This window comes from Alphaproteobacteria bacterium (assembly GCA_004295055.1).
GTDB lineage: Bacteria > Pseudomonadota > Alphaproteobacteria > SHNJ01 > SHNJ01 > SHNJ01.
The window spans coordinates 41,192-65,762 of the sequence record SHNJ01000007.1; the positions used below are offsets into that span (position 1 = coordinate 41,192).

20 protein-coding genes and 1 pseudogene are annotated in these 24,571 nt (G+C 45.7%); 10 read left to right on the forward strand and 11 right to left on the reverse strand.

The annotated features are described in order from the left end of the window. The first annotated feature begins 97 nt into the window (after positions 1 to 97). The gene (locus tag EYC62_01175) at positions 98 to 799 is read left to right on the forward strand and encodes a Crp/Fnr family transcriptional regulator (protein TAH37526.1); all 702 of its coding nucleotides are present in this window, start codon (positions 98 to 100) and stop codon (positions 797 to 799) included. Positions 800 to 1,016: 217 nt separating this feature from the next. On the opposite strand, the gene EYC62_01180 is transcribed toward EYC62_01175, so the two are convergent. The 9 genes from EYC62_01180 to EYC62_01220 all read right to left on the reverse strand — a co-directional run bounded on the left by EYC62_01180 (position 1,017) and on the right by EYC62_01220 (position 14,026). Next, a complete protein-coding gene (locus tag EYC62_01180) occupies positions 1,017 to 1,979 on the reverse strand; it encodes a YncE family protein (protein TAH37527.1) in 963 nt (320 codons plus the stop codon). 24 nt (positions 1,980 to 2,003) lie between these two features. Beyond that, positions 2,004 to 3,182: an NnrS family protein gene (locus EYC62_01185; protein ID TAH37528.1), complete on the reverse strand. Its 1,179-nt coding sequence runs from the start codon at positions 3,180 to 3,182 to the stop codon at positions 2,004 to 2,006. Positions 3,183 to 3,278: 96 nt separating this feature from the next. Then, positions 3,279 to 4,067, reverse strand: a complete 789-nt coding sequence (locus tag EYC62_01190; GenBank protein TAH37529.1) for a peptidylprolyl isomerase — start codon at positions 4,065 to 4,067, stop codon at positions 3,279 to 3,281. A gap of 15 nt (positions 4,068 to 4,082) precedes the next feature. After that, the gene (narI, locus tag EYC62_01195; protein ID TAH37530.1) at positions 4,083 to 4,769 is read right to left on the reverse strand and encodes a respiratory nitrate reductase subunit gamma; all 687 of its coding nucleotides are present in this window, start codon (positions 4,767 to 4,769) and stop codon (positions 4,083 to 4,085) included. A gap of 2 nt (positions 4,770 to 4,771) precedes the next feature. Next, positions 4,772 to 5,569, reverse strand: coding sequence for a nitrate reductase molybdenum cofactor assembly chaperone (gene narJ, locus EYC62_01200; GenBank protein TAH37531.1), 798 nt, complete (start codon positions 5,567 to 5,569; stop codon positions 4,772 to 4,774). Positions 5,570 to 5,668: 99 nt separating this feature from the next. Continuing rightward, a complete protein-coding gene (gene narH / locus EYC62_01205) occupies positions 5,669 to 7,300 on the reverse strand; it encodes a nitrate reductase subunit beta (protein ID TAH37532.1) in 1,632 nt (543 codons plus the stop codon). Between the two features lies 1 nt (position 7,301). Beyond that, positions 7,302 to 11,030 carry a nitrate reductase subunit alpha gene (locus EYC62_01210; protein TAH37533.1) on the reverse strand — a complete coding sequence of 1,243 codons (3,729 nt, stop codon included), beginning with the start codon at positions 11,028 to 11,030 and terminating at the stop codon, positions 7,302 to 7,304. Between the two features lie 81 nt (positions 11,031 to 11,111). Further along, positions 11,112 to 12,719: an antiporter gene (locus EYC62_01215; protein TAH37534.1), complete on the reverse strand. Its 1,608-nt coding sequence runs from the start codon at positions 12,717 to 12,719 to the stop codon at positions 11,112 to 11,114. A gap of 14 nt (positions 12,720 to 12,733) precedes the next feature. Next, a complete protein-coding gene (locus tag EYC62_01220) occupies positions 12,734 to 14,026 on the reverse strand; it encodes a NarK/NasA family nitrate transporter (protein TAH37535.1) in 1,293 nt (430 codons plus the stop codon). A 150-nt stretch (positions 14,027 to 14,176) separates the two neighbouring features. Between EYC62_01220 and EYC62_01225 the strand changes: the two are divergent. Beyond that, positions 14,177 to 14,921, forward strand: a pseudogene (locus EYC62_01225) (Crp/Fnr family transcriptional regulator). A 4-nt stretch (positions 14,922 to 14,925) separates the two neighbouring features. Here EYC62_01225 and EYC62_01230 read toward each other — a convergent pair. Further along, complete coding sequence (locus tag EYC62_01230; GenBank protein TAH37536.1) at positions 14,926 to 16,167, reverse strand: molybdopterin molybdenumtransferase MoeA; 1,242 nt, start codon at positions 16,165 to 16,167, stop codon at positions 14,926 to 14,928. Between the two features lie 273 nt (positions 16,168 to 16,440). On the opposite strand from EYC62_01230, the gene EYC62_01235 reads away from it, so the two are divergent. From EYC62_01235 to EYC62_01270, 8 genes are all read left to right on the forward strand, one after another. Further along, complete coding sequence (locus EYC62_01235) at positions 16,441 to 18,462, forward strand: ribonucleoside triphosphate reductase (protein ID TAH37537.1); 2,022 nt, start codon at positions 16,441 to 16,443, stop codon at positions 18,460 to 18,462. A 14-nt stretch (positions 18,463 to 18,476) separates the two neighbouring features. Next, on the forward strand, positions 18,477 to 19,208 hold the full coding sequence (locus tag EYC62_01240) for an anaerobic ribonucleoside-triphosphate reductase activating protein (GenBank protein TAH37538.1): 732 nt from the start codon (positions 18,477 to 18,479) through the stop codon (positions 19,206 to 19,208). A 186-nt stretch (positions 19,209 to 19,394) separates the two neighbouring features. Beyond that, positions 19,395 to 20,648 (forward strand): sugar phosphate isomerase/epimerase, encoded by a 1,254-nt coding sequence (locus EYC62_01245; GenBank protein TAH37539.1) that lies wholly within the window; start codon positions 19,395 to 19,397, stop codon positions 20,646 to 20,648. Next, the gene (locus tag EYC62_01250) at positions 20,645 to 21,148 is read left to right on the forward strand and encodes an S-ribosylhomocysteine lyase (protein ID TAH37540.1); all 504 of its coding nucleotides are present in this window, start codon (positions 20,645 to 20,647) and stop codon (positions 21,146 to 21,148) included. Before EYC62_01245 ends, EYC62_01250 begins: the two co-directional genes overlap by 4 nt. Then, a complete protein-coding gene (locus EYC62_01255; protein ID TAH37541.1) occupies positions 21,145 to 22,299 on the forward strand; it encodes an iron-containing alcohol dehydrogenase in 1,155 nt (384 codons plus the stop codon). The genes EYC62_01250 and EYC62_01255 overlap by 4 nt, the downstream gene beginning before the upstream one ends. Beyond that, a complete protein-coding gene (gene ubiG, locus EYC62_01260) occupies positions 22,265 to 22,996 on the forward strand; it encodes a bifunctional 2-polyprenyl-6-hydroxyphenol methylase/3-demethylubiquinol 3-O-methyltransferase UbiG (GenBank protein ID TAH37542.1) in 732 nt (243 codons plus the stop codon). The genes EYC62_01255 and ubiG overlap by 35 nt, the downstream gene beginning before the upstream one ends. Beyond that, the gene (locus EYC62_01265; protein ID TAH37543.1) at positions 22,971 to 23,906 is read left to right on the forward strand and encodes a ubiquinone biosynthesis protein UbiA; all 936 of its coding nucleotides are present in this window, start codon (positions 22,971 to 22,973) and stop codon (positions 23,904 to 23,906) included. The genes ubiG and EYC62_01265 overlap by 26 nt, the downstream gene beginning before the upstream one ends. After that, positions 23,907 to 24,353, forward strand: a complete 447-nt coding sequence (locus EYC62_01270) for a hypothetical protein (protein TAH37544.1) — start codon at positions 23,907 to 23,909, stop codon at positions 24,351 to 24,353. On the opposite strand, the gene EYC62_01275 is transcribed toward EYC62_01270, so the two are convergent. Then, positions 24,257 to 24,562: a hypothetical protein gene (locus tag EYC62_01275; protein ID TAH37698.1), complete on the reverse strand. Its 306-nt coding sequence runs from the start codon at positions 24,560 to 24,562 to the stop codon at positions 24,257 to 24,259. The genes EYC62_01270 and EYC62_01275 overlap by 97 nt on opposite strands. Between the last annotated feature and the right edge of the window lie 9 nt (positions 24,563 to 24,571).

The window sequence follows — 24,571 nt, forward strand, 5'->3', positions numbered from 1 at the left end:
AGTTTATTATGACATATAATTTTCAGAAAAGATCGCCACTCTTTCCGAGTTTGATCGACGCAGTTACTCCAGGCAAAAAAAGAACAAGAGGCAATGGATGAGTCTAGTACAGGCAATTAAGAAAGCCGCTTTTTTTCAGGGTATTGATCAAGAAACCCTGGAACATCTAGCCAAGCAGTGCCATCAAAGAACCTGCGCAAAAGGAAGGCATCTCTTTGCAATGGGAGATCAGGCCGATGTATTTTTTATCATTTTGCAAGGATGGGTCAAGCTATATCGTATGTCCAGGGATGGTGAAGAGGTAATAATTCATGTCTTTGGACCAGGCGAGTCTTTTGCCGAGGCTGCTGTTTTTAACGACAGTAAAACATATCCGGTGAATGCACAGGCAGTTGAAGATGTTGTGGTTATCGAAGTGCCCCGTAGCTTCTTTGTCAGAAAAATAGAGAATGACAGCCGTTTTGCTCTTCGTTTATTGGGAGCGATTGCCGCTCGTCAGCACTATTTAGTGCAGCAGCTAGAGCAGGTGACTACACGCACCGCGCCACAACGAATCGGTGTTTTCCTCGTTCGTTTCTGCAAAATGGAGAAGCAGAGAAAAGGGGGGTGGTTAGTGGATTTACCGTATGATAAATCAATCATTTCTACTCGTCTAAACATCAAACCGGAAACATTCTCCCGGGCATTGGCGAAACTAGAGCCCCATGGAGTCAGCGTCCAAGATGGCAATATCTGCATCATAGATATGGAAAGATTGACGGAGTTTTGCGATCTATCCATGCGCGAAGTCCCATGTTGATATCCTTTTCTATGCTTCTTGTCCGTCAGGCCTTGGCGCAAATAGCATCCGAGCATAATCCTGTTGCGGCCAGTAAACCAAGGCCAATCACAAGCCAGCCATAACCGACAGTTAGCTGACTTAGGCTTTAAAGCCTTCGGAGTGCCTTGCTTTTTGCAAGGCATTGGCGATAGATAAGTAAAAAGACGGCACTTGATTGCAATCAAGCAGGATCAGGTCATCTTGCCGCAACACCGTTGGGGCCTTCCCCAACAGGTATAGAACGAACGGCGCTTTCTGATTTCAAATCAACCACGCTGAGCGTGTTTGCCACGCTATTGGTAATAAAGGCTTGCGTGCCGTCCGCAGCGATCGCCACACCGTGTGCCCCAGTACCAGTAGTGATAAAGCTTACCTTGTCATTATCAAGATTGACGACAGAAATACGATTATCTGGTTTTTCTTTGCTTCCCTGATTGGCAACAACAATGCGTTTGCCGTCAGGTGTGTAGCATAACTGCGCGGGGCCGTTGCCAACGTTGTATTTCTTCACAAGACGTGCTTTGTCAATATTGATAATTCCAATTCTACTCTCATCAAACAGTGAAATAGCTACATGATGACCATCGGGTGAAAAGGCAACCTGTATAGGTCTTTTACCAGCCCTGATTTTGGCTTTTTCTTTTCCAGCAGCTACATCAACCAGTGACATGGTCTTATCTTGGATGTTGGCTATGGCCAGCCATTTACCATCAGGCGACAAACGAAGTCCATGCGGATAGATACCAACCGCAATAGTATTCAAGATCTTCCCTTGAACATAATCTACGACCAGCAAGCTATTGCTTTCTGAATCCGTAACATAGGCAGTATGCCCATCCTCTGCCGGAACCACATGTGCAAGATGTTTCCCAAGATTAATCTGTCTTACAAGTTTTGGTGTACTATCCGAAACATTAAAAACGAGAAGCTTTCCAGCTTTGTGATCATGCGCCATTCCCGTGGCTAACAGTGTTTTGCCATCACGCGTAATGTCAACATTATGAGGCATGGCGGGCATATCGACTTTCTGCGCGATAGCCTTTTCAGTATCGACTACGGATATTGTCATGCTCTCTTCATTGGCAGTATAAACAGTCGAAGCGAAAGCCTGACTAGAAACAAGAAAGATAAATAGTAATACCAGTGAAAGAATTTTCATCTTCGTCCTCCGTAACAAAAAAACTCACGCAGCCTGTCCATCCGGCCTTGATGTGAAAAGCATGGGTGTATAAATCCATAAATAGGCCAAAAAGCACAAGCACCATATAAGAGCAGATCCGATAACCCATTCGCTCATATATTCCGGTGTTAGGATGGGACCAAAAACGCGCATGAGGGCGGCAAGCTGAATGGCGAAGAAAGAAAAGGTTGTTAAGCCGCCAACTTTTAGTTCACGCCCCGTATGCCCCAGCGTGACACGGCAGATCATCCCGAGGATCATGGAACCAATGCATCCCGCCGTCAGAGCATGGATCACAATAGGCACCGTGAGCAGGCCTAATCCTGTTGAGGCCAGTAAACCGAGGCCAATCACAAGCCAGCCATAACCGGCATGAAGGATCCATAGAAGCGGATCATCAAAAGTCTTAAGCGTATGATAATGGTACATACGTAAGCCATGGATAATGCAGGAGAGTGCTGCACATATGGTCAGAGCTAGCGTCTCTTTGGCAAAAACAAGGCATAGCGCCACCGCCAGTAGTGAGGCGAGCGCTGCCATATCCAGTTTCAATTGGTCGGTCTGGTAAGTTTCAATGCCTTTGCGTCGGAGAGCCGCGACTGTGAATGCTGGAATAATACGCCCTCCGATCAGGGATACCATAATCAGAATCATCATCAGCGCAACGTGCAAGGCCACTATATTTGACGTGATTAAAAACCAGATATCGCACACCAAAAGAACGCTCAAGAGTGTTAGAAAGATAAAATTCCGCTTGTTCCAACTTTTGAACAAAGGAATAGCAAGAGATACTACCAGAGCGGGAATAAATGAGACTGCGATCATCACAACCGAAAAATGTGGTAAACCCAGATCAAAGTTCAGAACGATCCGTCCCGAAAGCCAGAGGCAACAGAGCCCGGCCAGATGTATTTGCCTCACTGGAGCGCCCCCCGTCCAGTTGGCGACAGCAGTTAAAAGAAACCCCGCAACAATTGCTAAGCTAAATCCATAGATCATTTCGTGGGCATGCCAAGATATTGGATCTAACATAATAAAAGCTGGCGGCGTGTATAAGCCTGCATAAAACATACCCCAGAACCCTATTGAAAGAATGCTGTATAATGCGCCTAAAAGAAAGAACGGTCTGAACCCACGCCCCCAGAAAGGGGCCATGAAAATAGTGTGGAATAACTCCAGCATGGTATATTTCTCCGGGTTCTGTGAATATCCTTCACATACAAGAATCTAAATAAGTGCTTTTAGATGTGTTTGACTCAGATCAACACACTACGGCAGTTACTGAACCAGAGGAGTGTGAATTCCTTCTAGGCGGAAACCGCTAATTTTGCAGCGCCCGGCTAGCAGTTGAATATATTGATGGAAGGCGCGGCGCCAGCTTTTTTCATGAAGTTCTCTAGCAATCCATTCCGAGACGTTTCCGAAAGGAAGCTGCTTGCCCTGCACGCATTTGTGCACCTTGATGATATGATAGCCAACCTCTGATGCTACAGGTTCAGCGCTCAGCTCGCCTTCTTTCATCGAGAAAAGGGCTTTTTCAAATGCGGGCATTGTTTGTCCCCGGCTTATCTGACCCAATCTGCCCCAATTTTTTGCGGAGGAGCAAGATGATTCATTCCGGGCTATGGCTTTAAAGAGCTGAGGTGACTCTTTCAGTCTGATTAAGGCCGTCTTTGCTTTTAATAAGGCTTCCGTTCGCGCCCCTTCATCGTCAGGCGGAGCTATGTAAAGAATATGTGAAACTTCAAAAAGCGGAGATGTATAAAACCGATCCTTATTATTTTCGTAATAACGTTTACAAGTCTCTTTATCCGCATTTGGTACGGTGACTTCCCGAGCAAGCAAATCTTCAATAATTGGATCCGGGTTTTTGATAGCCTCGTTTCTTTGACAAAGGCCAATCTCAGAGGCTCTCTGAATAAGAATTTCGCGTATTACTAGGGCGCGCATTGCTTCGTACTTTGCAGAAAATAAGCTTTCTGCCGCGTGATACTGAACTTCGGTGTTTATCTCATCTGGCGTTATTTTGATGCCATTTATTTCTATACTAGGGGCCTGGATCATCATAGTAGCTTCTCCTTGTTATGTAGGCCGTTTGCGAACGATTTGATAGGGGCGCGCTATATAGCCGATTGGAGCGCTCAAGGCATGGACAAGCCGTGTAAAAGGGAACACGAGTAAGATAAAAAGCCCAAGAGTAATGTGAAGTTTAAAAACGAGAGCTACGTCCGTCACAAAAAGATGGGCATTTCCATGGAGAGTGATAATGTGCTGCGCCCAACTCATGAACTTGACCATTTCATGCCCGTCAAGATGATACATGGAAACAGGAATCGTACACATGCCCAGAACGAGTTGTGCCAGAAGCAGAACAAGAATGGCGATATCTGCAAATGAGCTGTTATTACGAATGCGTCTATCGAATAGACGTCTGTGCAACAGAAGGCAAAGACCGATAAAACAAAATACTCCGGCGATTCCGCCCGCCGTAATGGCCAGAAGCTGTTTGGCGCTGTGGGAAATACCAAGTGCGTCAAAAATCTGAATAGGGGTGAGTAAGCCGATGGCATGACCAGCAAGAATAACTAAAATCCCTAGATGGAACAGGATACTTCCGATAATGAGCTGTTTGCGCCGTAAAAGCTGGCTTGATTTCGTGCGCCAGGAATACGGATCACGGTCGAAGCGTAAAATACTGCCAAGCAGGAAAGCCGCAATCGCAATATAAGGAAAAATCTGAAAGAGAAAAAAATCCAGAGAACTGCCCATGGTTATATCCTTTCTTCTTTGAAATCATTGAGGCGCGCGAGCATTTCCTCAGCTTTTGGACATCCGCTATCCATACCCGTAGTTTGCTTTGTATTTTCAAAAGCAAATTGTTCTTCCCATTCTTTGTCAATTTCTGCTGGGCTTAAGGCATTACCGCAAGACTTTCGCAAGGATTCTTCTACGGCTTTTGGATCTGGTGAACGGGATGCTGTTTCAATAAAAGCGTTCAAAACATGAGCATAAACGGAGTTTCTATTTTTTAGTCTTTCGGCAAGGGCAGAGAGGATATTGACGATACTGCCAATAGTCTCGGATGCTTCGAGAGGGGGCAGTGTCGATACATATTCGGCAAAAAGAGGCAAATAATCCGGTGTTTCTTGTGTGCTGATAAAAAGTCCAACATCTTCATAGACTTTCATTAAGTCTACGAGAGCCTGTCCCCGGTCACGCGAGTCTCCGTGAATATGTTCGAATAGATGCAAAGAAAGAGAAGGGGTACGGTCAAAGAGAGACACATAGTCTTCCTGCAAGTCTAAAAGAGTACATTTCCGGAAGTTCTCGAAGAATGCATCAAGGGAGCCTAAAGTCTTTTGGCTAAGCCATTTTTCAGCTCGCAGGAATTTAGCGCATTCACCCAAGACTTCTTCATGGGTGTCTTGAGGGTATGTCATCAAAAATCCGAGAATTTTAATAGTACGCATTTTTATCCTATTTCTGGTTTTGGTCTTGGTCTTTCTGTTGATTGTGGCTGCCATTGCAGCCGCAGCAGCCGCCTTGCCGATGCGCAATTTGTGCTGCATTATCTTGGCGGGAAGGTTGATTTTGCAGATGGTCCTGATTTTTGGGTTTTAATCCCATGGCCTTTAAGAAATTCATGTTGTCGTCTCCTTGGTTTGAGTTTATCCGCATCCGCCGCCGCAACTGCCACCACCACATCCGCTTTTACCGGTCGATGTTTTATCATAGAAGTCGCGTTCAAAAATTGTATTGACTCGGTTGTCTTTTGTGCTGGCAGATCTTCCCCGCGTTTGCTTTGGATGTTCAAAGAGATCAATGGCACTATTACTGTGGCTAGAACAACCATTACCGAATGAGAAGCCACAGCCGCCACTTTCACCGAAAGCATCTAGCGTTTCCTCACGATGACCTGTGGGAATAACATAGCGATCTTCATAATTGGCAATCGCCATGATCTTGTACATATCCTCAACTAGATCTGTGGTCAGTCCGACATCATCCAGAATACTAGCGTCAGGATTGCCTTCGAACATTTTGCCGCGCATATAATGGCGCATCGCTATCATGCGTTTTAGACCCAGGCGGATCGGTTCTTCTTTGCCGCCGGTCAATAAGTTAGCCAGGTATTTAACTGGGATGCGCATGTCATCTAGATCAGGCATGATGCCATCGGCGCGAGTTGGTATTTTGCCCTGCGCTGCCGCCGATTGCACGGGGGAAAGCGGTGGAATGTACCATACCATTGGTAAGGTACGGTATTCCGGATGTAGCGGGAAGGCTACCTTCCAGTCAATCGCCATTTTGTAAACAGGAGATTTCTGCGCACCTTCGATCCAGTTTTCGGGGATTCCATCGCGGCGCGCCTGTGCAATGACTTCCGGATCGTGCGGGTCCAGGAAGATATTGCACATAGCCTCATAAAGATCTTCTTCATTTTCGCAGCTTGCTGCTTCCTGAATACGATCTGCATCGTACAGAATCACCCCCAGATATCGAATGCGGCCAACGCAGGTTTCGGAGCAGACGGTCGGTTCCCCATTTTCAATGCGCGGATAGCAAAACGTACATTTTTCTGCCTTACCTGTGCTCCAATTGTAGTAGATTTTCTTGTATGGACACCCGGAAATACACATGCGCCAACCTCGGCATTTGTCCTGATCTACCAGAACGATCCCATCTTCCTCGCGCTTGTAAATGGATCCGGATGGACATGAAGCAACGCAAGTCGGATTAAGGCAGTGTTCGCACAAGCGGGGAAGATACATCATAAATGTATTCTCGAACTCACCGTACATTTCTTTTTCGATATCTTTAAAATTGTAGTCTTTTTTCCGGTGCTCGAATTCTGTTCCTAGAATTTCTTCCCAGTTTGGACCCCATTGCACTTTTTCCATGCGCTCACCGGTAACTAACGAACGCGGGCGGGCAGTGGGCATAGTTTTCATCTCTGGAGCTTTCTGAAGATGATCGTAATCGAAAGTGAATGGCTCGTAATAATCGTCAATTTCCGGCAAGCTTGGATTACCGAAAATATTAGCCAGAATGCGCCAGCGGCTACCCTGTTTGGGATGGATTTTACCATTTGAATGGCGTTCCCAGCCGCCCTTCCATTTTCTTTGGTTTTCCCATTCTTTCGGATATCCAACGCCAGGTTTCGTTTCTACATTATTAAACCAAGCATATTCAACACCTTCACGAGATGTCCATACATTCTTGCAGGTTACCGAGCAGGTATGACAGCCGATACATTTATCCAGATTAAGGACTTTTCCTATTTGTGCGCGTACTTTCATGTTATATTGCTGCCTTCATTTGAGACGGTTCATCCATCCAATTCACCTTGTCCATTTTGCGAACAATAACGAACTCATCACGGTTGGAACCTACCGTGCCGTAATAGTTGAATCCATATGACAACTGCGCATAGCCGCCTATCATATGCGTCGGCTTCACGGTTGCGCGGGTGACGGAATTGTGAATGCCTCCGCGCGCATTGGTGATTTTGCTGCCTGGCGTATGCACCAGCTTTTCCTGCGCGTGATACATCATCATCATGCCTTCATTGACGCGTTGTGATACAACAGCACGGGCAACAATGGCGCCGTTAGTGTTAAACACCTCCAGCCAATCATTATCCTTTACACCAATTTTTCTTGCATCTGTTTCGCTGACCCAGACAATCGGTCCGCCGCGTGAGAGCGTAAGCATATGAAGATTGTCGCTATAGGTTGAATGAATACCCCATTTCTGGTGTGGTGTGATGAAGTTTAGCAGGATAGTCGGCGACTCTTTTCCATGTTTATCCAGCATATGCTGTACGGTGCGCGTATTGATTGGTGGACGGTAAGAAACCAAGGCTTCACCGAAATCGATCATCCATGGATGATCCTGATATAGCTGCTGGCGGCCTGTGAGCGTACGCCAGGGGATAAATTCATGGACGTTGGTATAACCTGCATTATAGCAGACATGCTCGGACTCAATACCGCTCCATGTGGGCGAACTGATAATTTTACGCGGCTGTGCTTGAATATCACGGAAGCGGATTTTTTCTTCTTCCTTAGGCAGTGCCAGGTGCGTGTGATTACGTCCTGTGATCTTGCTAAGCGCCGCCCATGCCTTGACGGCGACTTCTCCGTTAGTTTCAGGAGCAAGAGAAAGCACCGTTTCGCAGGCATCAATATCGCTCTCGATCTTGACGCGTCCGTGTTTTTCGCCATTTAGTTTTTTTAGGAAGTTGACTTCGTGTTGCGTGTTCCAGCCAATCCCCTTGCCGCCATTGCCCAATTTCTCCATAAGGGGCCCAAGCGTTGTAAATCGTTCATAAGTCGCAGGGTAATCGCGCTCGACCACTTTCATGGTTGGGGCTGTTTTGCCCGGAATAAGCGAGCATTCGCCCTTGCGCCATTCTTTTACATCGGGCTGAGATAATTCTCCAGCCGTGTCGTGCTGAATGGGGTTTAAGACAATCTCTTTTTCCACGCCCAGATGGCCAACACATAGTTCCGAGAACTTTTTGGCCAACCCTTTATAGATCTCCCAATCAGATTTGCTTTGCCATACAGGATCGATAGCTTTTGACAGCGGATGAATAAAAGGGTGCATGTCTGATGTGTTGAGATCATTCTTTTCGTACCAGCTTGCGGTCGGCAAAACGATATCGGAATACATACAAGTGGTGGACATACGGAAATCAAGCGTTACCACGAGGTCGAGTTTTCCTTCGGGTGCTTTATCATGCCAGACCACTTCGGAAGACCGACCTGAGCCTTCATCGCCTAAATCCTTGCCCTGAACGCCGTGCTGAGTGCCTAGGAAGTGTTTGAGGAAATACTCGTGACCCTTACCGCTGGAGCCAAGAATATTCGAACGCCAGACAAACATATTGCGCGGCCAGTTTGCAGGATTGTCGGGATCCTCGCACGACATGCGCAAATCGCCACGGCTGAGGCGGTCAACGACATGCTCAACCGGATCGCGTCCTATGTCTTCGGCTTGTTTAACAAGCGAAAGCGGGTTTTCTTCCAATTGAGGTGCTGACGGCAGCCACCCCATGCGCTCAGAGCGGATATTGCAATCAATCAATGAACCAGCCCATTTACTGCGATCCGCCAGTGGGGAGAGGATCTCATCCAACTCCAGTGTCTCATAGCGCCATTGATCAGTGTGGGCATAAAAGAATGAAGTTGAATTTTGTTGACGCGGTGGACGGTTCCAGTCCAGCGCAAAAGCTAACGGTGCCCAGCCCGTTTGCGGCCGCAATTTCTCTTGCCCAACATAATGCGACCAGCCGCCGCCTGATTGGCCAATGCAGCCGCAGAATACCAGCATATTAATACAGGCACGGTAATTCATGTCCATGTGATACCAGTGGTTCATTGCCGCGCCGATGATGATCATCGATTTGCCCTTGGTAGTATGGGCATTCTGCGCGAAGGCGCGGGCCACCTGAATAACCTTTTCAGCCGGAACTCCGGTAATACTTTCCTGCCATTTCGGCGTATAGGGGATATTTTCTTTATAATCTGAGGCAACATGATCGCCGTCCAAACCAGTGCGGCAAATACCGTACTGAGCACAGAGTAAATCAAAAACGCAGGCGACGGGAACTTTTTCACCGTTCAAATCAAGAATGCGGACGGGGATATTGCGCTCCAGAACATCTTCGCGTTTGTTTGGTTCAAAATAACCTGTCTCATGGACTTGTCCGCCGAAATAGGGGAAGCCGACCTTAACAACATTGTCATGAACGCCAAGCAATGTCTTGCGCGGACGAAAGCTTTTTCCAGTTTGGGCATTGGTCGGAACGATATTCCACTTACCTTCTTCACCCCAGCGAAAGCCAATTGAACCGGTTGGGACGGTAATCTGATCGGTTTCCTCATCAAAGCAAACGGTTTTCCATTCAGGGTTGTTTTTCTCGTTCAGATCCCCTTTGAAATCTGATGCGCGCAACATGCGTCCGGGCACGAAACGTCCGCCATGTTTCACCAGCTTGACAAGGAACGGCATGTCCGAATATGTGCGACAATAACTGTCAAAATAGTCCGATGTTTTATCGAGGTGAAACTCTTTGAGAATCACATGCGCCATCGACATGGCCAGTGCTGCATCGGTTCCCTGACGCGGATTAAGCCAGATATCACCAAATTTAGATGCCTCGGAATAGTCAGGAGTGATTGTGACAACTTGTGTGCCTTTGTAACGCGCTTCGGTCATAAAGTGCGCATCTGGTGTGCGGGTTTGAGGAACGTTCGATCCCCACATGATGATAAAACCGGAATTATACCAATCCGCACTTTCCGGTACGTCTGTCTGTTCCCCCCACGTTTGTGGGCTGGAAGGGGGAAGGTCGCAATACCAATCGTAAAAGCTCATGCAAACGCCGCCGAGCAAGGAGATATAGCGTGAACCAGCCGCATAGGAAATCATTGACATCGCCGGAATGGGCGAGAAACCAATAATCCGGTCGGGGCCATGCTCCTTAATAGTATATATATTGGACGCGGTCACAATCTCATTCACTTCGTCCCATCCCGCCCGTACAAATCCACCGCGGCCACGAACATTTTGATAAGATTGCCGTAAGGTAGGATCGGCCTGAATAGCGGCCCACGCTTTAACAGGATCCTCGCCAACCTGTTTCTTCATTGTACGCCATAGATCAAGAAGTCGTTTTCTGACCATTGGGTATTTGAGGCGATTGGCCGAATAGATATACCAGCTGTAGCTCGCGCCGCGGGCACAGCCGCGTGGCTCATGATTTGGAAGATCAGGGCGCGTGCGCGGATAGTCAGTTTGTTGTGTTTCCCATGTAATAAGACCGCTTTTAACGTAAATTTTCCAAGAGCAAGAACCTGTGCAGTTTACGCCATGCGTGGATCTGACAATTTTATCATGCGCCCAGCGATCGCGATAGGCTTTCTCCCATCCGCGATTTTCGTCCGTCGTGATGCCGTGCCCATCAGAGAAGTGTTCGTGTTTTTTGGTAAAATAGCTGATGCGGTCGATAAAATAACTCATAATGCAAGGCTCCTTATTCTCTTGGATAGTCGCGTGTAACGCGCGAGTCCCCCTTGATCTAAATCAAGGGGATTGAATTTATTACGGGTTTTTGTATTTGGCCCCAGGATGCAAATAAGAGGCCCAGTTTAGGAGCAAGCACAGCACATAGAACCCAGCAAATCCATATAAGGCTTGTTCTGGAAGTCCTTTTTCGATTTGCTCACCAAACACAGTCGGAATAATGAAGGCTCCATACGCAGCAACAGCCGATGTCCAGCCCAGAACAGGTCCGGCTTGCTGACGGTCGAAGACAACGGCTATAGTGCGGAAGGTCGATCCGTTACCGATCCCGGCGGCAAGAAATAGCGCCATGAAAGTCAGAAAGAACGGTATAAAATAGATTTCAGGAGTGGCCGACGCATAAGAAGCTTGCATATAATGCGCTGCGCCAAGCGCACCAGCGATCATAATCACCGAACAAATCTGTGTAACCAGTGCGCCGCCAAGCTTATCGGAGAGCCAGCCGCCTATGGGACGAATAATCGCGCCAATGAATGGGCCTATCCAGGCGTAGGTTAAAGCGCTTGGCGCATTTGGATTGGCCAGCGTATGGGTCAAGACACCATCGGGTCCAGCGATATGCTGAAAGCCAAAGATCACTTTGATCGAGAGCGGCAGAGCAGCGGAAAAACCGATAAAGGACCCGAAGGTCATGGTATAGATGATAGTCATGATCCAGGTGTGAGGATGCCGGAAAATAGCATATTGTTTGCGCACACGCTGACTGAGACCAGGCAAGATAGCCAAGATGCCGACGGTGACTGCAATCACGCCGGGTAAAATGAGCCACTTGCTAATAGTCAAGCCAGAACCGTTTGCGCTTTCAGGCAGAATCAACCACAATCCTAGCGCCGAAGCAGCCAATCCGACTCCATACATAATCGTGATTTTAAAGAAAGATGAGCCTGCTCCGCCAATGTCAGGCGAAACATGCTCATCCCGTATATTGCTGATCAAAGTCCATGAAAGGACGGTAAGTGGAATTAAGATTACAGCCCAGATATAGCCGGAATTGAAAATCCAAGTCTCTGAGCCAGCTGGGATTTTACCGATCATAGTTCCGGAGTCGCTTGTGAGTATCATCGGATCCCCGCCAAACAAGCCAAACGTCATTACAAAAGGAATAAGGATTTGGGTTATGGTGACGCCGAAGTTTCCAAGGCCGGCGTTGAGGCCAAGGGAGAGTCCTTGCATCCTCTTTGGGAAAAAGAAACTGATATTTGACATCGAGGATGCAAAATTCCCGCCACCAAAGCCGCAGAGTAGGGCAAGAAGCTGAAATACCCAGAGTGGCGTATGGACATTCTGCAAGGCCAGGCCTGTACCAATGGCGGGGGCGATCAAAAGGGCTGTGGTAAAGAAAAGTGTGTTCTTGCCACCTGCAATACGAATAAAGAATGAGGCTGGAATGCGCAGCGTTGCGCCGGTCAAACCTGCAATTGCGTTCAGTGTAAAAAGATCTCCTTTGCTGAAAGGGAAGCCCAGGTTAAGCATTTGTACTGTAATAACACTCCAGTATATCCAGACCGCAAAACCGCAGAGTAGGCAAGGAATAGAGATCCAGAGCGTACGCCAAGAGATCGTTTTTCCTTCGGATTCCCAAAAATTTTCTTTTTCCGGGTCCCATTTATAAATATCTTTCGCCATCGTTTTTCTCCTTTTTATTTTTTCATTTGGTTTGGGGCATCGCCCAGTTCGGGCAAGTATTTCGATTTTTCGAGATTGCGCTCCATGATGACGACGGTAATATGCATCCATAACAATGCAATCGCGACCAGGGCAAACATCAGCATAAAGCAGCTTGTCCAGACACCAATCCAGTCATTCATCAAGCCGAAGGCAAGAGGCAGAAAGAATCCCCCAAGGCCGCCAATTAGGCCGACGATTCCGGCCACAGAGCCGACGTCGTTCGGGTAGTAAACGGGGATATGTTTGTAAACAGCCGCCTTGCCAAGCGACATGAAAAACCCAAGAATAAAAACGATAATGGTGAAAGGTATGAATCCCCAGCCGAAGCTGAAAGCAATGTCGCTCTTGATCCCATGGATTATATAATCGGTTTCAGGATAGGCCAGCAGGAAGCAGCAGCCCGAGCAAACAAAGAACGTCCAATACATAACGGCTCTTGCGCCATATTTATCGGACATATATCCGCCGGCGGCTCTAAATATCGATCCGGCCACAGAAAAAGAAGCCGCCAACATCCCAGCCTGCTTGATGTCCATGCCGTAAACACCTACATAATAGCGAGGCAGCCATAGGGCGAGCGCAACAAATCCGCCAAAGACGAAGAAGTAGTAAAGAGAAAAACGCCATACTTGCAGTTTCTTAAGAGGCTTTAGCGACTCCCACATGGATTTGGGAACGGTTTTGGATGCTTTTTGCGCCTGAATCTGCGGCTCGTCTTTAGTAAGGAACCAGAACAGGACAGCCATAACAACCAGCGCAGTCGCCCAGACCTGCGCAACCATATGCCAGCCATAGGATACCATAACAAAAGGTGCAACAAACTTTGTAACGGCAGCTCCGATATTGCCCATGCCATACACGCCTAAAGCCGTACCCTGATGCGCTTTGTCATACCATTTAGATAGATAAGAAATCCCTACCACGAAACTGCCGCCGGAAATACCAACGCCTAGCGCTGTGAACAGCATCATCTCGTATGTATCTGCATAAATCAGGCACCATGTGAAAAAGGCGGAAGATAGCATGATCGCCATAAAGATAGGGCGTCCACCATACTGATCTGCCCATACTCCAAAAAAGAGCCGTACCAGAGAGCCTGTTAAGATGGGGGTGCCTATCAGTAAACTAAACTGCGTGTCGTTCAGACCCATGTCTTGCTTGATCTGTACGCCAATAATCGCAAAAATTGTCCACACCGCAAAACAGACGGTAAAGGCGAGGGTTGTAAGGGAAAGTGCGCAGTATTGATTGGTTTTAGGTGTCATTTATTGCCGCTAATACGCTGTGTGGTGAAAAGGCTGTGGTTAAAACTCTTTATTTCTAAATATTTCCGCGCTACTATTACGCTGTAAAAGCCAAGCGAACTTGATTCAGATCAAGAGAAGAAACAAAAGCGCGCTGAAGGTGTGGATATAGTGATCAAATTACCCGAAACCATGAATGGCACAAAGAAACCCCAGTTGTTCGACAATTTGAGCGAGGAAAGCTTACAAAAACTACTTGGTTGCTCAGTGATGCAAGATCATGAGGCAGGTAAGCTCCTTGTCCAACAAGGAGATATGCCGGAGGGAATTTATCTTGTCATTGAAGGGACAATTAAAACTTTTCGTTTGAATGAAGATGGCGGAGAAGCGGTTATACGTATGTTAGAATCCGGTGACACATGCATGGATGCCGTTTTGTTTATGGGGGGGGGCTTCCCCAATATCGGTTCAGACCATAACTAAATGTAAATTATTAATGATACCAGAGAGAATCGTCAAAACGCATGTGCTGACAGATTCCCATTTTGCCGTGAACATTATTCGTATTGTTACGCGGCATTATAGAAACGCGATGCATCAAATTGACGCTATAAACATCAAATCTCCGTTGCAGCGTGTTGGATATTATTTCTTGACCAAGCATCTTGAGGCCGGGCACGAGAATCTTGAATTTACGCTGCCTTTCAAGAAACAGACCATTGCCAATTATTTGGGGATGACACCGGAAACTTTTTCAAGAACGTTAAAGCAGATGAAGGCTATGGGAATAGATGTTGGGGAAGCTGTCATTCGAATGAAAGACTCTTTTTCGCTGTGCCATTTCTGCGATTCTGACACGGCCTCTTTATGTAACAGGCATAATAAGGATAATTGCGGCGATTGTCCGCTCCATTAGGCTGCTAGACTAGGTGACCGTAAGGGTGAGCAGGATAAGCTTCGATGACATCGCCGGTTTTGATATTTTCCTTGTTTTCCGGAACGTGTAACCAGCCATTCATACTCAAAAATGGGCTTACCATGAAAGATTCCTGACCATCTAGAACATTCGCGTTGACAGAGCCATCGTCTTTATACTCCAACCTTCCTTTCAGGATCATATGCAGGCCGGGTTTTTTGGGAAACTCATTCATGACTCTTGCAAAAATAGGACGCTCCGACTTTTCTTTTAGCATTGTGCGCAATGCCTCAAGCACAAAAAAGCGCAATCCAGCAACTGTGGCAACCGGATTGCCTGGCAGACCGAAATAAAGGCATCCCGATGGTAGGATAGCAAATAGATTAGGTTTGCCGGGCTTGAGTTTAATTTTGTGATATAGAATTTTGGCGCCAAATGATTCCAATCCGTTTCTTACAAAATCATAATTTCCGGCCGATACTGCGCCGGACGAAATAATCAAATGAATCCCTTTTTCATCGGCGGTGTTTAAAGTTTCCAAAAAAATATCTTTGTTGTCATGTATGGTATTGCACCCGTGCAAGATTGTCCCACAGGCTGGCAGCAGCGCATGCGCATAAATCCTGTTTGAATTATAAATCTGCCCGTCTTGCAGGGGCTGGCTTAAATCATCAACTAGTTCAGTTCCTGTCGATATAAATAAAGCCCCGGGCTTTTTAAAGACGGGCAGTTTTGAGATTCCTAGGCTAGCCAAGGCGATCATATGTGCCTGAGTTATCCTGTCTCCAACGGACAGAACTGATGTTCCTTTTTTGAAATCCTCGCCAGTACGGCGAATATGTTGTCCCAATTTCGGGGCATTGCTGAACAATATGGTTTCGCTGTGCTGATGTACATCCTCAATAGGAACAATGGCATCCACCCCCTGTGGCAGTGGCGCACCCGTCATAATGCGCCAACAAAATCCTGCTTCTACAATGTTATCTTTGACAGGGTGTCCCGCAGGTATGACGCCTTTTATTTTAAGTCTCACCGGTCGTTCAGGGCTTGCTCCGGCCAAATCATCTAATTTAATAGCAAACCCATCCATGGCAGAGTTATCAAAGGGCTGAATATCGAGGGGCGATAAAAGAAGCTTTGCGCATACACGCCCTAGGGCGCTTTCAAGCGGAATCGTCTCAGCTTCTAATATTATAGAAGAAGCCGTGTCCCTGATTATTTGCAAAGCATCGTGATAAGAAAGCATGACTGTTAGTTTTATCAACCTCCAGCTTGATCGCAAGCAGCTTCATTGCTCATGTTAAAAAATACTGCAACATCAGTAGTTATGTTTACCTTTCCGGCAATAATTATTTTGCCAATGAAAAATCTGTTTGAGTTGACCTAGGTCAAGTCCAAGAATCATTATATGGGGCACTTCTAATTCTGCACCACAATATCTTGTGGTTTGTTCCAGTTTCCATTCTTTCGAATTTCAAAATCTAAATTATTGCGACAATTTTAACCAAAGGAGCACATCATGTCTGAAGCCGTGCGGATTCTCTCTGAAAATCAAGCTGCCAAAGAAATCATACATCCTGCTGATTTGAAAATGAATCAGGTCGTCACACTTTTTGGGGGCACAAAAGTAGATTGTTCGGAAGCGGTAAGTGAATATATTTCAGGATCAGACTGGCGCATAAATGCAAATGCCAATACGGGATACTCCAACGCGGGGTTGATCAACAACGTGGCCGGCAAAGTTATCGCCAATTTCTGGCTTGACGAGATTTATAGCCCGGAAGAAGGACAGGCGCACCGCCAAGGAGATATTCATATCCATGATCTTGATTGTCTAACCGGTTATTGTGCGGGTTGGTCTTTGCGTGCTTTGCTAAACAGCGGATTTAATGGGGTGATCGGGCGTGTTTCCTCTCGTCCGCCACGCCACTTTCGGGAAGCCTTGGGGCAGATGAGTAACTTTCTCGGCATTTTGCAGTCCGAGTGGGCGGGTGCGCAAGCATTTTCCAGTTTCGATACTTATCTGGCTCCTTATGTATTTTATGACCAACTTTCTTTTAAGGAAGTGAAAAAAGCCATCCGTCAGTTTGTCTACAATTTAAATGTTCCGGCACGATGGGGGCAATCGCCGTTCACTAATATTACGCTGGATATTACGGTGCCAGACGATCTTCAAAATCAATTCCCCACATATAATGACCGTCATCTGTTCAAAGGTATTTTTAATGATGACCTACTTTCTAGAGCGCAACAACGGGACATGGGTATTCGTTCACTAGAAGACCTGGCTTTCAAACATTTCGTCAGAGAGATGGAAATGATTAATATTGCTTATTATGAAGTGATGACGGAGGGTGATTCAACGGGACAACCTTTTACATTTCCAATTCCCACAGTAAATATTACAGAAGACTTTGATTGGAATAGCAAGGTAGCAAACGCTATTTTTGAGAACACGGCAAAAGTAGGTTCTTCTTACTTTCAGAATTTTGTCGGCAGTCAGTTTATCGTTGATCCCATAACAAAAGAGCGTAAGCCAAACCCGGAAGCTTATTCTCCCGGAGCGGTGCGCTCGATGTGCTGTCGTCTCCAGCTGGATTTGAGGGAGTTGTTAAAGCGTGGGAATGGACTGTTCGGTTCCGCAGAAATGACTGGGTCAATTGGCGTGGTGACGATGAATATGGCGCGGCTCGGATATCGCTTCAAAAACAACCTTCCTGATTTGATGCGCGAAATCGACCGCTTGATGGATATTTCCAAGTCGACATTGGAAAAGAAAAGAGCTTTTGTGCAAAAGATGTATGATCGCGGCCTTTATCCTTACACGACCCGATATCTTCCATTTTTTCGTAATCACTTCTCTACCATCGGTGTAAATGGCATGAATGAAATAATTCGGAACTTGACGGACGATACTTATGACTTAACAGACGAGTATGGAATTAAAATATGCCTTGATATTCTGGACCATATGCGTTCCAAACTGGTAAAATATCAAGAAGAGACAGGAAGTTTGTATAACCTAGAAGCCACTCCAGCGGAAGGGACGACTTATCGCTTTGCCAAAGAAGATAAAAAGCGTTTCCCAGATATTTTACAGGCGGGGTCTGGCGAAAATATATATTATACAAATTCTTCACAAATTCCTGTGGATTATACCAAAGATCCGTTTGAAGCGCTGGAGCTGCAAAACCGTTTACAATGCAAGTATACGGGGGGAACGGTGTTGCATTTGTATATGAACGAAAAGTTATCTAGTGCAGAATCCTGCAAACGGTTTATTCGCAAAGTTCTGGATACATATCAGTTGCCTTATATTACTGTGACCCCTGTTTTTTCCGTGTGCGATACCCACGGTTACCTGAGTGGCGAACAGCCAGAGTGTCCGCGTTGTCGTGCTAAAACCAAAGTCTGGACGCGGGTCATGGGCTATTTTCGTCCCGTGGATAGCTTTAACAAAGGAAAGCAAGGCGAACACCGCCAGCGCAAGCACTTTGTTGAGGAGTGGGTCGATACCGGCAGCTTGTTTATGGGGATCTGATAGAGTGGGGGCAAATGCTAATGAAACGTTCAGTGGAAAGTGTTTACAAGACAAGTGTTTTGCCTATTTATTCTGTCACCCCTTTTACCATGCTGGACTTTCCAGGAAGAACGGCTTGCATCATCTGGTTTTCGGGATGTAACATGCGTTGCCCATACTGCCATAACCCTCAAATTGTCAAAGGCGTAGGGAGAGGAAACACGAATCAACTCATGACTTTCTTGAGAAAACGGGCAGGACTGCTGGATGGCGTGGTGCTTTCTGGGGGCGAAGCATCCGCGTATCCTGGCCTAGCCGGTTTGATAAAAGAGGTGAAATCACTAGGTTATGCGGTAAAACTGGATACAAATGGATTGCGTCCGGATGTTGTCTTGGAATTTATTGAGCAAGGGTTGTTAGATTACGTCGCTCTCGACTATAAGGCACCACCAGAAAAATTCAGGCAAGTCACTGGAACGGATAAATATGATATTTTTTCACAGACGCTAGACATTTTGTGCACTCAGAATACAGTGGAATATGAAATTCGTACAACGGTTCACACAGATCTTATAAATGAAAATGATGTTTCAAATATCATCCGCGATCTAGAGAAACGCGGTTATACTGGTATCCACGCAATACAGAATTTTAGGCATAGTGACGAGCGTCCGACACTCGGATTTTTAAGAAATCAAAGCAGGGTTCTTAATTTGGAAGCATTATATATGCCAACACAATTTAAGCTCGAATTCCGGAATTTCTGAAGACATCTTGATTCAGATCGAGGGGGCTTTGAAAGACAGTCTTAACTTTCCGCTTTGGAACCCTACAATTTGCAAGGGCGTCCAACTTATATAATAGGTTTAAGTAAATTGACCTAGGTCAATCCAAAATAATAAGGCATGTCTATCTTCCTTGAGAACATTATCTCAAAATAGTAAGACGAAAACGTGTTGCAATTATCATATAGCACCAATGGCTTGTTAAGCTTGGATTTATTCGCGGCTATTGAGGCCGTTCAACAGGCTGGTTATGCCGGGGTAGAATTATCTTTCGATAAAAAACAATTCAATCCGTTTGAGATGGATCAAAGAGATATTAGGAGTCTGCGGCATTTTCTTGCTCGCTGCGGAATAAAGCCGACCTGCATCGCTACGCCCACGATCACTTTTCTAGCCGACAGGCCGCATGAGCCATCCATGATATGTTTAGACCGGGCCGGCAGAAAACAGCGGATTGATCTGGTTAGGAAGGGGATAGAGATTGCGAAGGCGTTGGGCGCTCCGATTGTCAGTTTCGGCAGTGGCTTTATCCGTGACGAGCATGTCAATCGTCCCAATATTAACCCGTATGAGGTTTTAGCAGAAAGCGTAAATGAGTGCTTAAAAGATATTGGCGATGTGACCTTGGTGATTGAGCCGGAGCCTGGCATGCTGATCGAAACCTTGGATCAAGCCATTGCATTTATTGAATCCGTGGCATCTCCTAATTTTCGTTTGCACATGGATTTGTGCCATGTGTATTGTTCCGAGACGGATTATGCTGGTTCTATATCAAAAGCAACCCCATATACCAAATATCTTCATGTTTCTGATACCGAAGAGGGATGTAACCTCAAGCTCGTTGCTTATTCGCCTGATATGAAGATGAATTTCGGTTTTGCAAATTATCTAATTTATTTTCCAGAAACTTGTGATTTCTTATTTTTGAGTCAAGATCGCGCAATCTTTTTTTATGAAACTCGGCCTTGCGCAGAATTGGCTGCGATTATCGATAATATCATTTCTGACAACAATGTCGGCAGCGTACAACAAATTTATTATCATGACTTGCATCGGACATCGTCTCACTTAGATCGTGAAATAAACACCTATGCCGTTTCAGTTCCGGGGTTAAGTTTTTATGTGCTGGATCGGGCAAAACCTATACTTAAGTATTTGCGCACTTCGAATCCTAAAGAGGGCAATCAAATTATCCTAAAAAGAAAGATTGCAAATAGCCTTACCGACAAGGTTCACTATCATGACATTCCCGGGCGCGGAAAGATTGATTTCGCCAATACATTCGGAATATTGGAAAAAAATGGTTTTTCTGGGTATGCAACGGTCGAACTTTATCATCATGTCGATGCCTGGCAAAAGGCATTGCATGAATCCATCTCTTTTCTATCGACAAAACTAGGACAAGGGGAGATCTCAGAATGAGAGACTCGGCACAATACTTAGATATAGATGATTGGTCATCGGATGCAATGGGCGAGATTGACCATCGCCTGGTAAAAGCCCCATATGTGCGATTGTCTGCTTTCAAGAAAGGAATACGATCAGACGCAGTGTATGTGTTTGATTTGCGTGTCACGCAACCGGGACAAAATTTCATGACTACGGAGTTAATCCATTCTATGGAACATTTTCTGCTGTATGGGTTCCGCGAGCATTTGCCGCACTCATTTGTCAGCGTAGCCCCGATGGGGTGCCAGACAGGATTTTATTTGGTAACATTGAACGAAAGCGGAAAAGAAACCATTTGCAATGCTTATAAAAACGCATTGGAATATATTCTAAGAGCGTCATCAGTGCCATATGCGAATCCACGCGACTGCGGGCAGTCTGTGCACCATAGTTTGGCACAGTGTCAGAATATTGCATGGTATTTATTGGACAACCAAGCTGGCTGGCTTGACGTATTTGAGCAAGCCGCATGAATGGAAATACTCCGGGTTTGTGGGCGGTTTCCTGCCCAAAAAGCATCCAATACGACATTGCAGTTTGTGGAGATATTTTTGAGAAAGAAAATGATGCGCTTGCGTCTATTGGCGCAGGATACGGCTCCCGCCGTTTTATTGTGCTCGATAGTAAGTTAGAGTCTTGGGAATCAAAGATAAAATCTTATTTTGATAGTCTTGGCATCGTAACCAAGATCGTCTTGTTCCAGGCCGGCGAAGAAAACAAGACAATTGCTGGAGCTATGCGTCTAATAGATGTTTTAGATATCTTTCCGATTAACCGGCGTAGCGAGCCAATCATTGCCATTGGCGGCGGAGTACTTACCGATCTGGTCGCTTTTGTCGCAAGCATCTATCGGCGTGGAGTCCCGCATGTAAAAGTTCCCACCACATTGATGGGATATATTGATGCCGCTGTGGGCATTAAGTGCGGGGTAAATTCGAAAAAGGGGAAAAATAGAATCGGCGCATTTGAGCCGCCATTAAAAGTTCTTTTGGACAAAACATTTCTATGGACATTGCCGGACAGGCATATCCTGAATGGGCTTGGAGAAATTATTAAATTGGCCGTCATCCTTGATGCGAAGCTGTTTGAGGAACTAGAGTCGGTTGGCTCCGAGTGTGTAGCAAGAAAATTTCAGAGCAGCTCAGATGAAAAAATATTGAAACGATCCGTTGATATTATGGTTCAAGAGTTGGCCTCAAATCCGTACGAAGAGAATTTATGTCGAGCCGTCGATTTTGGCCACACATTCAGCCCCGCTTATGAAATGGAAAGCAGGCATAAGATATTGCACGGGGAAGCGGTTCTAATTGATATCATTCTGTCGGTATTTTTAGCCAACATAAAGGGAATATTGTCTGCTGAACAAATGTTGCGAATATTGAATTTGACGCAGCTCTTTCCCTGGCAATTTCCGGGGATTTTAATCGAGTCGGCGTCATTGTGGGATTCGCTAAACGAACGCACTTGCCATAGGGATGGCAAGCAGCGTGTTCCGCTACCGCGGGTTATTGGCGAGGGCATATTTGTGAATGATATCACATTTGCCGAGCTGGATGCGGCAAATAGCAGGCTTAAAAAGTGGATTGGTGATGATGGAACGATATGCGAACGCAGATGTGGCTGAACTAGATAAATTTTCTAGGTTGGCTGCAATTTGGTGGGACAAGAATGGAAGCATGGGCATGCTGCATCAAATTAATCCCTTGCGGGTGAATTTTATCTCTCGGCATGCTGATTTAATAGGAGTGAAAGTGCTCGATGTTGGCTGCGGTGGCGGTATTCTATCTGAATCCTTGGCGAAAAGGGGTGCTTTGGTTACCGGTATTGATCTTTCTGAGGCGGCACTAGAAGTCGCGACACAGCATGCGCGTATGCAAAACTTAGAGATAGATTACCGTCTAGAGGACGCAGAAGCCCTAGCTCAGCGGCGCAAAGGATATTACGACGTGGTTCTTTGTATGGAGATGTTGGAACATGTGCCGTGCCCAAAGCAAACCATAGCGGCTTGTGCAGCATTGTTGAGATCTGGTGGGGCATGTTTTTTCTCGACAATAGATAGGTCTTTGAAATCTTTTGTATGCGCAATTTTAATTGGAGAGTATATTTTGCGCATCTTGCCGCGTGGAACCCACTCCTATCATAAGCTCATAAAGCCTTCGCAGTTGCAGAACTGGTCGGAACGAAATCATCTGCAATTAACGAGCACAGCAAGCCTCATTTACAACCCATTCTCTGGATGTTTCAAGCTTAGAGAGGGTTTAGATATGAATTATCTTACATGTTACCGCAAAATCAATGAAACCATTCATCGCCCTCTCTAGGTTACAGCACGCTGTGCTGGATATCGCAACGCCGGCCTTTTGTGCGTTGCTGTGGCTTGGAAATTTTCCGGACTCGTCCGTGATCGTCATATCTTTGTTGACGGCATTCTCCGGATACACGGCTATATATGCTCTAAATGACGTAATTGGGTATACGGTAGATAAGAAAAAGATGGAATACTCTAATTCCTGCTTTGGCTACTCTGTTGAATCGACAGATTTGCGTCACCCGATTGCGCAGCAAGTCCTAAGCTATACAGAGGGAGTGGCGTGGGTGATGGCTTGGATCATTTTTGCGCTGATAGGCGCATATTGGCTCAATCCTATTATCATGCTCATGCTGCTTTTTGGAGCTGTATGCGAAGTCGCTTATTGCAAGCTGTTGACCGTAACACACTGGCGTCTTGTATTGAGCGGAATTGTCAAGAGTGTGGGGCCAATTGCGGCTGTGTTTGTTGTAGATCATAATCCAGATCCACTTTTTCTTGCCTTGATTTTTATGTGGGTGTTTTTTTGGGAGATAGGCGGACAAAATATTCCGGCCGATTGGAACGATAGGAGTGAAGACATAAAAGTGAATGCAAAAACTATCCCGCTTATTTTCGGAGACAAAACGTCAAAGAAGATTGTTTTGCTGAGTTTGCTGCTTGCCACATTGTTAAGCGGGTTTCTTTTGATAATTTCGCCGCTGCGCCTTGGTTTAGCGTATCTGGTACTAAGTGCGTTGATTGGCGTCGCGTTACTTATATGGCCTGCAATTAAATTGTATCTTGCTGACACTATTACTGATCAGCCAGCCCGTTTATTCGATTTGGCCAGCTATTATCCGCTGGCATTGCTGTTAATGATGGTAATGCTGATCTACTGCAATAATTATGAGGTTGCGATACTAGACTGGGTAGATAACTGAATGTGGCAGGAAATTAAATCCGGTTGGATGAATATCCCAAATAAGCTTCATAAGAATATGGGGCAAATAATAGGGTTTAGAAAACAGGATTTACGCGCCATTTCAAGGTTAATAATTGGCGGGCTAATTTTCACGGGCATATTTTATTTGGAATCCAAAAATCATATATTGATGAAAAATGATGTGTTTGGAATCGTTGTGCTATGCGGATATGCGCTCGCATTGGCTCTTGTATTATTTATTTGGATTTCAGCATTGATCGATATCCGAATTCACCGGCAGCAAACGATTGAATTTCTGGATTTATGGTCTGTTGAAAGATTAGCTTTGGATACTAACAGAGAAGGTACTCAAAATGGGCCCGAGGGTAATAAATTCACCAGAATAAGTATCTTTAATCCAAGGGGCACATACCCCAAAGTTTTCATATTGTTGTATTCTTTCTGACGATCCCAAATTACATACTCTTCAAGCTCAAATCCAATTTCTCGCATTATGCGAGTTTGATCTTCATGCAATGGGTAGAATTTGTCTTTCTTTCTTATATCCATAACTACTGAACAACAACGCTTATTGGGTTTCAAAACAACATACACCTGTTCAAATACACTCTTCAAATTTTTCAAAAAGTTCTCATAATCATGAATATTCCCCAGATCATCTTC

Bases quoted from the DNA above. Each gene is read 5' to 3' on its own strand.
- EYC62_01175 (TAH37526.1), top strand. From the start codon at position 98: ATGAGTCTAGTACAGGCAATTAAGAAAGCCGCTTTTTTTCAGGGTATT.
- EYC62_01180 (TAH37527.1), bottom strand. From the start codon at position 1,979: ATGAAAATTCTTTCACTGGTATTACTATTTATCTTTCTTGTTTCTAGT.
- EYC62_01185 (TAH37528.1), bottom strand. From the start codon at position 3,182: ATGCTGGAGTTATTCCACACTATTTTCATGGCCCCTTTCTGGGGGCGT.
- EYC62_01190 (TAH37529.1), bottom strand. From the start codon at position 4,067: ATGATGATCCAGGCCCCTAGTATAGAAATAAATGGCATCAAAATAACG.
- narI (TAH37530.1), bottom strand. From the start codon at position 4,769: ATGGGCAGTTCTCTGGATTTTTTTCTCTTTCAGATTTTTCCTTATATT.
- narJ (TAH37531.1), bottom strand. From the start codon at position 5,569: ATGCAGCACAAATTGCGCATCGGCAAGGCGGCTGCTGCGGCTGCAATG.
- narH (TAH37532.1), bottom strand. From the start codon at position 7,300: ATGAAAGTACGCGCACAAATAGGAAAAGTCCTTAATCTGGATAAATGT.
- EYC62_01210 (TAH37533.1), bottom strand. From the start codon at position 11,030: ATGAGTTATTTTATCGACCGCATCAGCTATTTTACCAAAAAACACGAA.
- EYC62_01215 (TAH37534.1), bottom strand. From the start codon at position 12,719: ATGGCGAAAGATATTTATAAATGGGACCCGGAAAAAGAAAATTTTTGG.
- EYC62_01220 (TAH37535.1), bottom strand. From the start codon at position 14,026: ATGACACCTAAAACCAATCAATACTGCGCACTTTCCCTTACAACCCTC.
- EYC62_01230 (TAH37536.1), bottom strand. From the start codon at position 16,167: ATGCTTTCTTATCACGATGCTTTGCAAATAATCAGGGACACGGCTTCT.
- EYC62_01235 (TAH37537.1), top strand. From the start codon at position 16,441: ATGTCTGAAGCCGTGCGGATTCTCTCTGAAAATCAAGCTGCCAAAGAA.
- EYC62_01240 (TAH37538.1), top strand. From the start codon at position 18,477: ATGCTAATGAAACGTTCAGTGGAAAGTGTTTACAAGACAAGTGTTTTG.
- EYC62_01250 (TAH37540.1), top strand. From the start codon at position 20,645: ATGAGAGACTCGGCACAATACTTAGATATAGATGATTGGTCATCGGAT.
- EYC62_01255 (TAH37541.1), top strand. From the start codon at position 21,145: ATGAATGGAAATACTCCGGGTTTGTGGGCGGTTTCCTGCCCAAAAAGC.
- ubiG (TAH37542.1), top strand. From the start codon at position 22,265: ATGATGGAACGATATGCGAACGCAGATGTGGCTGAACTAGATAAATTT.
- EYC62_01265 (TAH37543.1), top strand. From the start codon at position 22,971: ATGAAACCATTCATCGCCCTCTCTAGGTTACAGCACGCTGTGCTGGAT.
- EYC62_01270 (TAH37544.1), top strand. From the start codon at position 23,907: ATGTGGCAGGAAATTAAATCCGGTTGGATGAATATCCCAAATAAGCTT.